Origin of the sequence: Streptomyces sp. NPDC059853, assembly GCF_042731495.1 — a bacterium.
In the GTDB taxonomy this organism is placed as follows: domain Bacteria; phylum Actinomycetota; class Actinomycetes; order Streptomycetales; family Streptomycetaceae; genus Streptomyces.
The window spans coordinates 1-12,679 of record NZ_JBHWJL010000138.1; the positions used below are offsets into that span (position 1 = coordinate 1).

The window sequence follows — 12,679 nt, forward strand, 5'->3', positions numbered from 1 at the left end:
TTTACACGCCCCCCACGCCCGTTAACCGCCAGCCCCGCCCCCCCCCCCCCCCCCGGGGGGGGGGCGCCCGGTCCCCCCCCGCGCCCCCCCCCCCCCCCCCGCTCGGGGGCGCGGGTGCGCGGCTCGCCCGCGTGCTGCCGGGGGGTGCCCGGCGAGGACGGTCCGGGCGGTGCGGCGGCTACCCGCCATTCGCCGAGCGTTCATCACCTGCCCCCAACGGGCAGGAGTTTTCTTGTTGTTGAGCGACCACCGTCATAGTTTGCGCCCTTACCCTGAGACCAGGTCTCCTCATGCCCCCCACACCAGGAGGTTCAGTTGTGCATGCCCACGAGATGGCGGTCTTCGGAATCTCCGCGGCGGATGAGACCGTGTACCGGCATTTCCTCCGCAACCCGGACACCACGCCCGGTCATCTCCACCGGCTGCTGGACCTGGGCGAGGAGACCGTACGTTCCGCCCTCGACCGGCTCGCCGGGCTCGGCCTGCTGAGACCCGGGACGGCCCCGGGCCGGATCACCCCCGCCACTCCGGAGACCGCTGTCGCCCGGCTCGCCGAACTGCGGCTGCGCGAGCTGTATCTGGAGGTGCAGCGGCTCACGCAGAATCAGCACATTCTGGCCACACTACGCGCGGAGACCACGGTCAGGACGAATGCCCCACGCGGTATCGAACAGCTCGACGGCTGGCCGGAGATCCGGGACCGCATCGACGATCTCGCGTTCTTCACCCGGCGGGAGGTGCTGTACGCCGAGCCGATGGGCGAGGTGCCGGCCGAACGCGTCGCCTACTGCGAGCCGCTGGCCCTGCGCGCCCTGCGCCGCGGTGTCCGGATCCGCGCCGTCGTCCCGGCGTCCGCCCTGGAGTGCCGGCCGACCGCCGCCATGCTCAGCAAGCTCGTCTCGCACGGCGCCCGGATCCGGGTGGCCGACACCGTCGTCGAGCACGTCCTGGTCTTCGACGGCCACTCGGCGCTGATGCCCCTCGACCCGTGGGACTCGATCCGGGGCGCGCTGCTGACCCGGGGCACCACCCTGGTGGCCAATCTCGTGGGGCTGTTCGAGAAGACCTGGGAGGGCGCCGAGGACATCTCCGTCCGGCTGGAGCGCCCCGGGGAGGAGAGCGCTCCGCTGTCGGACGGTGAACTGCGCGTCCTCCAGCTCATGTGCACGGTCGGCAAGGACGAGGCCGGGGCCAGGGGCCTCGGGGTGTCGGTCCGCACCTACCGCCGCTACATCGCCGATGTCATGCGCAGGCTCGGCGCGACCAGCCGTGCGCAGGCCGCCCTGCTGGCCCGCGAACGCGGCTGGATCTAGCCCCCGCCGTCACTCCTGGGCCCAGCCGCGCAGCGCCGTGTCCGCCAGCGCCCGCCGCACCGCCTCCCGTGCCGCCGGCGCGTCCACGTCGAACCGCAGCCGCACCCGGTCCGGTTCCACCCGCACCGCGTGGCAGGGCAACTGGGCGGGCAGCAGCCACAGCAGCCGCAGGGCGGTCGTCTCGCCGCCCGGTACCCGCGCGTCGCGGCGGACCGCGGTGATGTCCACGGGGTGATCGTGCCCGCCCCGGCGCTGTTCGTACTCACGGATCATGCGCTTCGATGCCTCCGACCGTCTCCCGGGAGTGCCGCAGGGCACACCGGAACGCCGCGGTCATCGCCTCGATGCCGGTCGGCAGGGCGGTACGGACGTCCGGGGCGAACCGCGGCGAGTGGTTGGGCGGCAGTGCGGGGGGCTCTTCCCCTTCGCCGGCCGGGGCGTGGGCGGCGCGCCACCGGGCGGCGCCGACCGTACCCAGCATCCAGTAACCGCACCGGATGCCCCGTCCCCCGTGCAGTCCGGCCTCCGCTCCCGCGGGGCCGAACCACGGGAAGTCCTCGGTGGCGGTGCCCGGCGGCAGGCCGGACACCCGGGACTTCCCGAACAGTTCCCCGTGCGCGGCGCGCAGCGCCGCGGTCAGCCCCGCGTCGGGGGCCAGCACCGGTGACCGTGAGGTCTCGGTGAACTCGGGAGGCCGGGCCGCGCCCGACGCCTCGCTCTCGGCGCGCACGATGCGCCGTACCGCCGCCGCCATCCGTTCCAGTACGGGTTCGCGGAAGGCGCGCAGGCTGATGCCCAGTTCGGCGCGGTCGGGCACCACGTTGGCCCGGTCCCCGGCCCGCAGCCGGCCGACCGTGAGGACGGCGGGCTCACCCGGGGCGATCTCGCGGGACACGACGCTCTGGAGCCGCAGGACGGCCGCCGCCGCGGTCACCACCGGGTCGACCGTCAGCTGCGGCGTACCGGCGTGCCCCCCGCTGCCGTGCAGCACCGCGTCCAGGGTGCGGCTGCCGGCCAGGACGGGGCCGCCCGGCTGGGTGGCGTGCGCCAGGAGCCCGGCCGGCAACGGCGCGGCGTGCTGGGCGAGTACGGCGTCCGGCGGGCCGCCGATCCGCTCGTACAGGCCGTCGGCGAGCATGGCGCGGGCGCCGCTCAGGGTCTCCTCGGCGGGCTGGCCGACGATCACGGCGGTGCCGCCGTGCCATGGGGTGCGGGCCAGGGTGCGGGCGGCCCCGGCGAGCGCCGCGAGGTGCAGGTCGTGGCCGCAGGCGTGCATGACGCCGGGTATCCGGCTGGCGTAGGCGAGGCCGGTGTCCTCGGTGACCGGCAGCGCGTCGAGTTCGGCGCGCAGGACGACGACGGGGCCCTCGCCGCGGCGCAGCACACCGGCCACGCCGTGCCCGCCGATGCCCCGGGTGACGGTGTAGCCGTCCTCGGCCAGCCGGTCGGCGAACAGCGCGGCGGTGCGTTCCTCGGCGCCGGAGAGTTCGGGCCGGGTGTGCAGGGCGAGATACAGCTCCAGCGCCGGGCGGAGGACGTCCGGGGTGACGGCCACGGCGGCTCCCTCCTCACGCAGCGGGGCATCGATCATCGCGGTGCGGCGCCACCATCGTCGGGTCAGCCCGCCGACAGGGGGTGTCAGCGCACTGACAGCGGTTGGCGGGTCCATCTGTCGGCGGCCGGGGCTGGAATGAGCATCGGGTTCCCCAGCGTACCGCCGGACGCGGCGGGGGCCGGGGCCCGAAGCGCCCTTTCCGCGAAGGAGATTGCCATGTCGAACAAGCCCGAGCTGTCCACCCTCGCCGACGAGATCCTGGAGCTGGAGTCGGAGACGTTCGAGATCTCGGACTACTCGGACGAGGCCGAGGTCGTGCTGGCCGGTTCCACGTCCTGCTCCTCCACCTCGACCTGTTCCAGCACCACGAGCACCACCTCCTGCTCCGCCTGATCCCGGGCACCGAGCGCACGGCGGGCGGTCCCCGGACGGGGGCCGCCTTCCGCGCGTCCCGGGACCGGTGCCCCCCTGCGGGCGGGAAATCCGGTCGCGCCGCGCCGGGTGGGGCGGCAGACTGCGCCGATGGCCGACCGACAGTTCGAGAACCCTGAACTCGCCCAGTGGTACGACCACGTCTGCCCCTGGGACCCCCGCGGCGACTTCGCCTACTACTTCCCGCTGGTGATGGCGGCCGAGCGGGTGCTGGACGTGGGCTGCGGCACCGGGATGCTGCTGCACCGGGCCCGCGAGGCCGGGCACACCGGGCGGCTGACCGGCGTCGACCCGGCCACCGGCATGCTGGAGGTCGCCCGGCGGCGCGCGGACATCGAGTGGGTGCACGGCGACCTGTCCACCGTGTCCTGGGAGCGGGAGTTCGACCTGGTGGTGATGTCCGGTCACGCCTTCCAGGTGTTCGTCACCGACGAGGATCTGCGCACCAACCTGGCGGCGATCCGCGCCGCGCTGCGCCCCGGCGGCCTCTTCGCGTTCGACACCCGCAACCCGGCGCACCGCGCCTGGGAGCGCTGGACGCCGGAGTACCCGCGCGAGGTGACCGACGCGGACGGCCGCCGGATCCGCTCCGAGCACCGGGTGACCCGGGTCGGCGGTGGCACCGTCAGCTTCTCCACGACCTACACCACCGACGGGGCCGCCCCGCAGGTCAGTCACAGCACCCTGCGCTTCCTGGAACGCCCGGAGCTGGCCGGTTTCCTGGCCGGCGCCGGGCTGGAGATCGTCCGCCAGCACGGCGACTGGGACGGCTCGCCGGTGACGGACGACAGCGTGGAGATCATCACCGTCGCCCGTCCCGCCGCCCGGGGGTGACACCGGCTACGGGAACGGGTGCGGCGCCGGGTTGAGGCCGGTGGTGCCGGCCAGCCGGTGCAGCCGGGGCATCAGCGGGGCGCGCTGGCGGCGGTGGCCGAAGTCGAGCGGCAGCAGGCCGGGGACGAGGGTGGCCACGGTGTGCAGGCCGATGGCGGCCTGCTCGGGTGTGGTCTGGTCGACCGCGATGACGTCGTGGCCCGCCGCCGTCAGCGCGTCGCGCAGGGCGTGCAGGTCGTCCAGCAGGTCGCCGGTGCGCGGCCGTACCGCCTCCCAGTCGGCGAACGCCTCGTGCACGGCGGTGGCGGGTGAGGGGGCGAGGAAGTGCGCCGCGTGCCGGGCCATCTCCGGCAGGCCGTACAGCTGGGCGTGGTCCTTCAGGTGGACGACCCGGTCGTGGTCCTCGGCCATGGCCCGGAGTTCGGGCAGCCGCTCCCCCACCTGGAAGGGCAGGTGCGGGATGTAGGTGAGCACCTCGGAGAGCGCGCCGTCGACGGCCGCCTCGGCGTCGAGGCCGGCCGCCGCGCCGAAGGACAGATGGCCGAGGCCGCCGTCGCGCCGGACGGCCACGCCGGTGACCACCGGGACCGGCAGGTCGGCGCGGGTGTCGAAGGCGTGCACGTCGTAGCCGAGCAGCGCGGCCCGGTCCAGGGCGGTGCGGACGGCGGGGTCGCGGCAGGTGTCGAGGGCGAGGCGGGTGGGCGGCCTGCGTCCGTACCAGGCGACGAGGAACGCGTCGCGTTCGATCAGTTCCAGCAGGCCGAACAGGACGGCCTCGGTGAGGGTGCCGCCGGTGGCGCAGCCGTTGGAGCATTCGAAGACGAAGTTGTCGGACCGCTCCCCCGCCCCGTAGTGGGCGAGCCGGGCCGGTACCAGCACGGGCCGCTCGGCGCGCAGCGAGTACCCCCACAGCCAGGGGATGTCCCGGTCCGGGTCGAACGGGGACAGCAGCGGGTCGGTCCGGTAGGTGTCCTCCGGGTAGAGGCCGCAGGCGGCCGGGTCGAGGACGGCCGCCGCGCCCTCGGTGCGCAGCAGGTCGTGGTACGAGGCGCGTACGGGTGCGATGCCGCGCCGGGCGTGCGTGCCGGCGTAGCGTTCCAGGCCCTCCAGGTGGGCGAGGCGGCGGCTGGTGTCGTAGCGGGTGGCCTGGCCGCTCCAGGTGACGTCGTTGAGTCCGGCGTGGCCGCGCACGAAGTGGCTGCCGGAGACGGGGGCGGTGGTGGTGGAGACGGGGTTCAGTTCGGTGCGGGAGCCGAGGGCGCCGCACACCGGGTTGGCGAGGGCGGCCTCGGGGAGCCGGTAGGAGTCCAGTGGGCGGGTGCGGTGTCCCGCGGTGCGCGGTGCGGGGAGCAGCCGCATCCGGGCGGCCCCGGCGGTGCCGGGGGTGGGGTGGACGCAGTGCGGGCACAGTGGTTCGGGGAGCAGCGGGAAGGTGGCCAGGGCGAGGGTGGCCAGGTCGAGGCGGGTGACGCGGGCGGGTTCGCCGGGGGGCAGGGTCCGGCCGGCGAGCGCGGCCCGGGTGGCGCGGACGGCGTCCAGCGCGTGGTCGGTGAGGACCGGCCAGCCGGTGCCGCCGGCCGGGTCGGAGCCCAGTTCCAGCGCCTCCCGTTCGGAGCGGGTGCGCAGCCGCTGCCAGCGCATGGCGAGGCACTGCCCGCAGCCGGTGCCCGTCCCGGTGGCGCCCCAGGGGCCGAGGAGGACGGCCCGCGCGCTGAGGTGGACGGTGGCGGCGGGCCGCCGGCCGGCGTACGGGTCGGGTCCCGCGCACTGGAGCGCGTCGGTGGCGCCGAGGGTGACCACGGTGGTGTCCAGGGCGTCCGCCAGCTGTGCGCGGGCCGCCTCCAGGGGGGTGGCGGTGGTGACGAGCATGGGGGCCCTTTCTCAGGTCCGGTCGCTCCAGCGGAAGGTTTTCAGCGCGACGGCGCCGAAGACGAGGGCGAACGCCGCGAGCCCGGCGGCGCCGAGGGCGATGTCGGCGCCGCTGCCGGAGCCGGTGAGGGCGGTGGAGACGCCGTTGTTGAGGTACTTCAGCGGGAAGATCCAGGAGAGCGTCTGCATCCAGGACGGCATGGCGTCCAGCGGGAAGAACGAGCCGGACAGGAACGCCATCGGCACCATCAGGCAGTTGGCGACGGCGGCCACCGCCTCCGGGGTGCGGGCGTAGGTGCCGACGATGGCGCCGAGCGCCAGGAAGGCGGTGACGCCGAGCACCAGCAGCGGGACGGCCAGCCACCAGCCGGCGGCGAGTTCCAGGCCGAAGGCGGGCAGCAGGGCGACGGCGACGAACAGCACCGCCTGGACGAGGCCGATGCCGACGGCCAGGACGTAGCGGGAGCCGAGGACGGAGGTCAGCGGGGTCGGGGTCATGCGGATGACGCGCAGCAGGTCGTCGCGCCGCCACTGCATGAGGACGAAGCCGACGCCGAACACGGCGGCGTTGGCCACGCCCCAGGACAGGACGCCGGGGGCGATGTACGCGATGTAGGGCCGGCCGCTCTCCTCGACCGTCTGGCCGCTGAAGATCAGGCCGAAGACCACCAGGAAGAGGAGGGGGAAGGCGAAGGTGAAGAAGAGGGTGGTCTTGTCGCGGGTGTAGGCCCGGTAGCCGGCCGCGCTCAGGGCCGCGTAGGCGCTCATGGTCTCGTGCTCCGTCGCTTCAGGACTGGTCGGTCAGCTGGAGGTAGACGTCCTCCAGGGTGGCGGTGCGGGTCCGGACGCCGTGCAGGCCGCCCGCGGCGCGTTCGACGGCGGCCAGCAGCGGGCCGGCGTCGGCGGTTTCCAGGATCACGGCGTCGCCGTCCAGGGTGGCGCCGATGACGCCGGGCAGGGCGCGGGCCGCTTCCAGGGTGAGCCGGTCGGCGGGGACGACCAGCCGGGTGGCGGTGGAGCCGGCGGCGATCAGCCGGTTGGGGGTGTCGAGTGCGGTGACCTTGCCGTCGACCACGATGGCGACGCGGTCGCACAGGGCCTCGGCCTCGTCGAGGTGGTGGGTGGTGTAGACGATGGTGCGGCCCGCGCCCTTGAGTTCCCGCAGGACCTGCCACAGTTCGCGGCGTGCCTGCGGGTCGAGGGCGGCGGTGGGTTCGTCCAGGAAGATGAGTTCGGGGTCGTGGACGAGGGCGGAGGCGATGGCCAGGCGCTGCCGCTGGCCGCCGGAGAGGTCCTCGACGCGGACGCCGGCCCGGTCGGTGAGGCCGACCCGGGCGAGGGTACGGTCCACGGCGGCCGGCTCGGCGCGGTAGAGGGCGGCGACGGTGGACAGGTGTTCGCGGGCGGTGAGCCGGACGAAGAACGCCGAGCTCTGCGTCTGGAGGCCGATCCTGGGCAGCAGCGCGGTGTCGCGCGGCCAGGGGCGGTGGCCGAGGACGGTGACGGTGCCGCTGTCGGCGCGGCGCAGTCCTTCCATGATCTCGATCAGGGTGGTCTTGCCGGCGCCGTTGGGGCCGAGCAGTCCGAAGAACTCGCCCCGGGCGATGGTGAAGGAGATGCCGTCCACGGCGCGTTGGGGGCCGTAGTTCTTGTGGATGTCCGACAGTTCGACGGCCGGGTCGGCGGTGGGCACGGGAGGCTCCTTCAGCGGGTGAGCAGGGTGTGGACGAGTGCGGCGAGGAGGGCGAGCAGGGCGGCGACGGTGGCGGCGGCGAGCGCGGTGTACGCGGCGTACACCCGGCGGGCGCGGCGCGGGTAGCGGGCCAGCGCGGTGCGGTCGCGGCGCAGCGCGGCGGCGAGGTGGGCGCGGCTCGAAGTGGCGAGGGCGGTGACGCCGGCGGCTTGGCTGACGATGGTGTAGCCGTCCAGTGGGGGGAGCGGGATGAGCATGGTGAAGGCGTGCAGGGAGCCGAGGAACAGGAGCCCGGCGAGGGCGTCCCTGGTGCCGCCCGCCGGGGCGAGCAGCCACCACAGGAAGAAGGGGAGCAGGAAGAGGGCGTTCATCACGGCCCCGGCCGCCGCGATCTGGATACGGCGCCAACGCGTCGCCAGGTAGCGGTAGTTGTCAACCGTGCAATACATGATCACCATCGGTAGCCGCCAGCGCAACCCGATCGCGGAAACCGTTCCGCCGTAGTGCCGGGCGACCACGCCGTGGGCGAGTTCGTGCAGGGCGGTGCTCAGCCACAGCAGCGCGAAGACGGCGGCGAGCAGCACCGGGTGCCGCAGGACGGTGGCGGCGCCGTCCAGGAGGGCGCCGAGGTGCAGGGCCAGGGTGAGTTCCATGGCGGCGATCAGGGCGAGCAGCGGCAGGACGCAGCGGGCCGTCAGCAGCGGGCGCACCGCGCGGTGCAGCCGGGCGGCGGCGGCACCGGCGTCGGCGACCAGCGGGATGCTGCCGCGCAGCAGGCGGTTGGCGGGGCGCCCGGCGGGGCGCGCCGGTGGGGCGGCGGGCGGTTCGTGGACGGCGGCCGGGTGCGGGGCGTCCGCCAGCAGGCCCTTGGTGCCGAGCAGGGCGAGGAGCTGCCGCCAGTTGGCGTCGCCCAGCCGCCGCCCGTACTCCTCCGCGTACGCCGCGCCCAGCTCGCCGAGCGTGCGCCGGCCGTCCATCCGGGCCAGCAGGAAGTGCTCGCGCACGCCGACCTCGAACGACTGGCCGCTGCCCGGGTGCCGGACCAGGTGCACCGTTCTGGCCCCGTGCAGCAGCGGCTCGCTCAGCAGGACGCCGTCGCGCAGCGCCGGGCGGTAGCCGGCCGGGGTGGCGGCGGTCACGAGGTCATCACCCAGCCGCGCAGGGCGCGTCCCAGCACGTGGGAGAGGTACGCCTCGTCCTGGATGGTGACGTGCAGCCGGTTGTTGGTCATGTGCATGTACGGGGACAGCAGCCGGACCAGGGCCGCGTCCGGGTCCGTGATCCGCTCCTCACGGTCGCCGTCCCAGGACCGGAACACCAGCCGCCCCTCCACCGCCAGCGCGTGCGCCCGCTCCCGCAGCGCGACGCAGTGCTCCGCCCAGCCCGCCAGGAACCCCGGCAGCCGGCCCGGCTCCCCCGCGTCCAGCGCGGCCCGGATCCTGGCGTACCAGCGGGCCAGGTCCGGGCCCACCTCGTCGGCCTTGCGCTCGTACTCGGTGGAGCCGATGAAACCGGTGTCGGGGAACGCCCGGTGCCAGAAGGTGTAGTAGTCGTCCAGGTAGTCGGCCAGCTCGCGCTCGCCGGGGATGAAGGCCGCCGCCATCACCGTCATCAGCTGCGCCGAGGTACCCAGGAGCACGGTGCGCAGATGGAGGTTCTTGGTGCGGAAGGCGTCGAGGACCAGTTCGCTGGAGTGCCGGAAGTGCCATTCGGCCAGCTCGATCCCGGCCGGGCCGCCGTACTTGCCGTACTCCGGCTCGTACGGCATCGGCGCGTGGCTGTTGTTGGGCCGCAGGTTCATCTGCCCGTCGGCGTCCAGATACGGGACGCGCTCGTCCGCGCGGAACTCGATCTCGAAGAGCTGGTTGTAGAAGTCCTTGAGGAAACCGGCGTCCACCTCGTACAGCGCGGGCCGCTCGGCGAGGAACGCGTCGATCGCCGCCCCGGTGCGGCGGCGCACCTCCGGCCCCGCGGCGGCGTCCACCGGCTTCAGCCGCAGCCGTACGTGCGGCCCCTCCAGCCAGTAGTTGATGAAGAACCAGCCGGCCAGCAGCCCGTCCGCCTCCAGCCCCGCGACCAGCGGACGCACGCAGTGCAGCAGCAGCGGACGCGGATTGGCGGCGTAGTGGATGTGGGTGGCCTGCCAGGCGCCGGACGGGGCGGCGGGTGCGGTCATCAGAAGGTCTCCACGGACAGCTCGGCGACATGGGTGCCGCGTTCGGTACGGGTGTGCGCCGCGTCCTCGTCGGGCAGCGCCTCGCGGAAGACGGCACGGGCGGCCGGGGACTTCAGCAGGGCCTCGAAGGCGGCGAGCGACAGCGGGCTGTCGAAGTCCAGGTACTGCGGCTTGGCGCCGGTGGCGCCGCGCGCGCCGCTGTCGGCGACGGTGACGAACACCCGCGCCGGCAGCCGGTGCCGGCGCCGCCAGCGGTGCCAGCCGAGGAACCACTCGGGCTCGGTGACGCCCGGCGCGCGCAGCGGCAGGACGGCGGCGGGCGCGCCCCAGCTGCGGCGGGCCAGCACCAGATCGCCGTGGCGCACCCGGGGGCGCCGGGTGACGCCCTCGTCCGGCTCGGCGGCGGGGACCCCGCCCCACACGTCGACCGGGGCCATGGAGCTGGGCGAGAGCAGCAGCAGGGTGCGCGGGATCTCGGGGAGGGCGAGCGGCACCAGATAGCCGAGGTAGACGGGGATGACCTCGGTGCCGTCCAGCCGCCGGGAGCGCAGCGCGAGCCGGTCGGCGGCGGTGTCGTGCTCCAGGTAGAGGTCGTCGAGGTGCAGCCGGTCCCGCTCCGGTACGCCGCTGGTCTCGCCGGGGCAGACGATCTCGTAGTCGGTGAGCCGGGCGTGCAGGTTGAGGTTGGAGGTGACCGGGCCGCCGGTGACCTCGGCGAAGACGGCGCCCTCCGGGGTCAGGGCGCGGGCCCGCTCGCGCAGCGCGGTGGTGGTGGCCTCCGCCAGACAGTGGGTGAAGCGGCTGAAGGGGAAGGACAGGCCGCCGTAGGAGCGGTTGAGGACGGCCAGGTCGCCGGCGAGCTGGACGTGGTGGCTGTACAGCGGGCGGGCGGGGGCGGCGGGGGTGAGGGCGGCGGCCACGTCGTCCAGCAGCGCGGCGTCCAGGACGAGTTCGTCGCCGGTGGTGGCAGCGGACGTGGCGGCGGTGGCGGTGGCGGTGTCCGCTGTGTGCCGCTCCCAGTGGGCGCGCATCCCGTCGGCGAAGACGCCGCGGGCCGCGTCCACGGCGGTGAGGGCGGGCAGCCGCAGCCAGTTGGGCTCGGGAACGTACCGGCCCTGCCCGTCGAACGGGGTGCGGCGGGCGGTGAACGAGAGGTACTGGTCGAAGAAGTCCTCGTGGAAGTCGTGCACCAGCTTCAGCAGATCGTCACAGCGCCCGCCGCGCCCGTAACGCGCCAGGAAGAAGCCCTGGAAGGTGATGCGCTGCGGGAGCGTCAGATCGAAGGCGGGCAGGACGCGTTCGACGGCGCGCAGCCCGGCGGCGACCGGCCGCTCCCAGGCGGCGCGCGGAGTGCGGACGGCCGGGGCCAGCGCGTCCTCGTACAGCAGGGTGCGCGGGACGCGCGGCGTCCCGGCACCCAGCTCCCGCTGGAGATCGGCCAGCTGGGTGCGCAGCCGGGCCAGCAGCGTACGGCGCTCGGCCGGCCCGGCGTGCGGGTAGCGGTCCAGGGCGGCGGCGGGCGCGTCGAGCGCGTCGGCGACACGGTCCGCCCACGGGCGGCCGAGCGTGCGCAGGGAGCCCTGGAAGGCCCGCAGCGGGTCGGTGTCGTGCACCTGGGTGCGCAGCGCGGGGATCTGCACCATGCCGACGTCGAGGAGGGCGGCGAGGTACCGGTCCACCTCGGCCGGGCCGGCGCCGCTGACCTCGGCGAGCCAGGCGGCGAGTTCACCGTGCCGCAGGACGGGGCGGCGCTCGAAGAGGCCGAGCATCCGCTCCAGGGCGCCGCTGCGGCGCAGGAAGAACAGCCGGTCCTTGACGGTGTCGAAGGTGACGGCGGTGTCGTCGTCCCCGGCGGTCACCCAGCGCCGTACGTACCGGACCCGGTCCTCCTCGCGGCCCCAGCCGGAGGCGAGGGTCACCGGCAGATCGGCGCGGCGGGCGGGGTCGGCGACGATGGCCTCGGCGACACGGCCGAGGGCGAGCACGTTGAGGCGCGGATGACTGCGCCACGGCCCGGCGGCGTCCAGGCCCCGGCCCGGCACAACGGGGGCGGCGGCCCGGCCGGGTGCGGCGGTTCTGGCGGTCCGGTCCGCTGCGGCGGTTCCGGTGGCCCCGCCGGCCGCGTCGCTCTCCGGCGTCTCCGTGAACTCGCCGAGCGCGACGCCCGTGAAGGTGGCGAACGGGCTGGTCTTGGTGGCCGTGCGGTACAGGTACGCGAGCAGGGACCGTTCGATCTTGCGCGCGCGTTTGTCGTCCTTCGGGTCCCGCAGATAGCCGTCCAGTTGTCCGTCGAGGGCGGGCGAGGCGAGCAGCAGACCGGCGCGCAGCCGCTCCTCGGCGGCGAGTTCGCGCAGCGCCGCGCGGGCGGCGGCGGTCTCCTCGCGCAGCAGGTCCTCGCCCTCGGCGGTGCGGCGGGCCAGGTCGCGGCGGGCGGTGAGCCAGCCGGCCAGCGCCGCTCCGGCAGCCGGGTCGAGCGCTTGCACCAGTTCCAGGCCCGGCTCGGCGGCATGCGGCAGCCGGTTGTTGAACACCTCGCGCCGCAGCCGCAGCAGCGTCCGGCGGGCGGCGGCGTCGGCCTCGGCCGCGCCGGTCCGCCCGACCAGGCCGTGCAGGAGATCGCCGATCCGCTCGCCCTCGGCGGCCAGCCGCGCGGTGCGCTCCAGTACCTCGTCCGCCCACGCCCGGGAGGCGGGCGCGCGCAGCCGGCGCACGCTCTCCACCGGCAGCCCGCCGAGGCGCAGCATGAAGTGCCGTCCCAGGGTCATCGTCCGCACCTCCCGCCGGGACGGGCAGCACGGCTCGCCGCA

At 74.9% G+C, this 12,679-nt stretch carries 11 protein-coding genes; 3 read left to right on the forward strand and 8 right to left on the reverse strand.

Annotation, left to right across the window (positions count from 1 at the left end; translation table 11 throughout):
- Positions 1-317 precede the first annotated feature (317 nt).
- Positions 318-1,313: a LuxR C-terminal-related transcriptional regulator gene (locus ACFV5N_RS16160; RefSeq protein ID WP_385599590.1), complete on the forward strand. Its 996-nt coding sequence runs from the start codon at positions 318-320 to the stop codon at positions 1,311-1,313.
- 9 nt (positions 1,314-1,322) lie between these two features.
- Here the strand turns inward: ACFV5N_RS16160 and ACFV5N_RS16165 are convergent, their stop codons facing one another.
- Positions 1,323-1,541 carry a hypothetical protein gene (locus tag ACFV5N_RS16165; RefSeq protein ID WP_385599593.1) on the reverse strand — a complete coding sequence of 73 codons (219 nt, stop codon included), beginning with the start codon at positions 1,539-1,541 and terminating at the stop codon, positions 1,323-1,325.
- Positions 1,542-1,575: 34 nt separating this feature from the next.
- Complete coding sequence (locus ACFV5N_RS16170) at positions 1,576-2,904, reverse strand: amidohydrolase (protein ID WP_385599596.1); 1,329 nt, start codon at positions 2,902-2,904, stop codon at positions 1,576-1,578.
- A 180-nt stretch (positions 2,905-3,084) separates the two neighbouring features.
- Here ACFV5N_RS16170 and ACFV5N_RS16175 point away from each other — a divergent pair, with 180 nt between their 5' ends.
- Positions 3,085-3,261 carry a thiazolylpeptide-type bacteriocin gene (locus tag ACFV5N_RS16175; protein ID WP_049574209.1) on the forward strand — a complete coding sequence of 59 codons (177 nt, stop codon included), beginning with the start codon at positions 3,085-3,087 and terminating at the stop codon, positions 3,259-3,261.
- Between the two features lie 129 nt (positions 3,262-3,390).
- The gene (locus tag ACFV5N_RS16180) at positions 3,391-4,134 is read left to right on the forward strand and encodes a class I SAM-dependent DNA methyltransferase (RefSeq protein WP_385599599.1); all 744 of its coding nucleotides are present in this window, start codon (positions 3,391-3,393) and stop codon (positions 4,132-4,134) included.
- Between the two features lie 6 nt (positions 4,135-4,140).
- Here the strand turns inward: ACFV5N_RS16180 and ACFV5N_RS16185 are convergent, their stop codons facing one another.
- From ACFV5N_RS16185 to ACFV5N_RS16210, 6 genes are read right to left on the reverse strand one after another with little or no spacing between them, the layout of a single operon-like run.
- The gene (locus ACFV5N_RS16185; protein WP_385599602.1) at positions 4,141-6,003 is read right to left on the reverse strand and encodes a TOMM precursor leader peptide-binding protein; all 1,863 of its coding nucleotides are present in this window, start codon (positions 6,001-6,003) and stop codon (positions 4,141-4,143) included.
- Positions 6,004-6,015: 12 nt separating this feature from the next.
- On the reverse strand, positions 6,016-6,771 hold the full coding sequence (locus ACFV5N_RS16190) for an ABC transporter permease (protein ID WP_385599605.1): 756 nt from the start codon (positions 6,769-6,771) through the stop codon (positions 6,016-6,018).
- 19 nt (positions 6,772-6,790) lie between these two features.
- Positions 6,791-7,696, reverse strand: coding sequence for an ABC transporter ATP-binding protein (locus ACFV5N_RS16195; protein WP_385599607.1), 906 nt, complete (start codon positions 7,694-7,696; stop codon positions 6,791-6,793).
- Between the two features lie 11 nt (positions 7,697-7,707).
- Entirely contained in the window at positions 7,708-8,835 is a 1,128-nt protein-coding gene (locus ACFV5N_RS16200; RefSeq protein ID WP_385599610.1) for a site-2 protease family protein, read from the reverse strand.
- Positions 8,832-9,872 carry a lantibiotic dehydratase C-terminal domain-containing protein gene (locus tag ACFV5N_RS16205; protein ID WP_385599613.1) on the reverse strand — a complete coding sequence of 347 codons (1,041 nt, stop codon included), beginning with the start codon at positions 9,870-9,872 and terminating at the stop codon, positions 8,832-8,834. Before ACFV5N_RS16205 ends, ACFV5N_RS16200 begins: the two co-directional genes overlap by 4 nt.
- Complete coding sequence (locus ACFV5N_RS16210) at positions 9,872-12,637, reverse strand: lantibiotic dehydratase (RefSeq protein ID WP_385599616.1); 2,766 nt, start codon at positions 12,635-12,637, stop codon at positions 9,872-9,874. The genes ACFV5N_RS16205 and ACFV5N_RS16210 overlap by 1 nt, the downstream gene beginning before the upstream one ends.
- Positions 12,638-12,679 lie beyond the last annotated feature (42 nt).

What these genes read in the sequence shown, in the direction of transcription:
- ACFV5N_RS16170 (WP_385599596.1), bottom strand. Translation starts at nt 2,904, where the DNA reads ATGATCGATGCCCCGCTGCGTGAGGAGGGAGCCGCCGTGGCCGTCACC.
- ACFV5N_RS16175 (WP_049574209.1), top strand. Translation starts at nt 3,085, where the DNA reads ATGTCGAACAAGCCCGAGCTGTCCACCCTCGCCGACGAGATCCTGGAG.
- ACFV5N_RS16180 (WP_385599599.1), top strand. Translation starts at nt 3,391, where the DNA reads ATGGCCGACCGACAGTTCGAGAACCCTGAACTCGCCCAGTGGTACGAC.
- ACFV5N_RS16185 (WP_385599602.1), bottom strand. Translation starts at nt 6,003, where the DNA reads ATGCTCGTCACCACCGCCACCCCCCTGGAGGCGGCCCGCGCACAGCTG.
- ACFV5N_RS16190 (WP_385599605.1), bottom strand. Translation starts at nt 6,771, where the DNA reads ATGAGCGCCTACGCGGCCCTGAGCGCGGCCGGCTACCGGGCCTACACC.
- ACFV5N_RS16205 (WP_385599613.1), bottom strand. Translation starts at nt 9,872, where the DNA reads ATGACCGCACCCGCCGCCCCGTCCGGCGCCTGGCAGGCCACCCACATC.
- ACFV5N_RS16210 (WP_385599616.1), bottom strand. Translation starts at nt 12,637, where the DNA reads ATGACCCTGGGACGGCACTTCATGCTGCGCCTCGGCGGGCTGCCGGTG.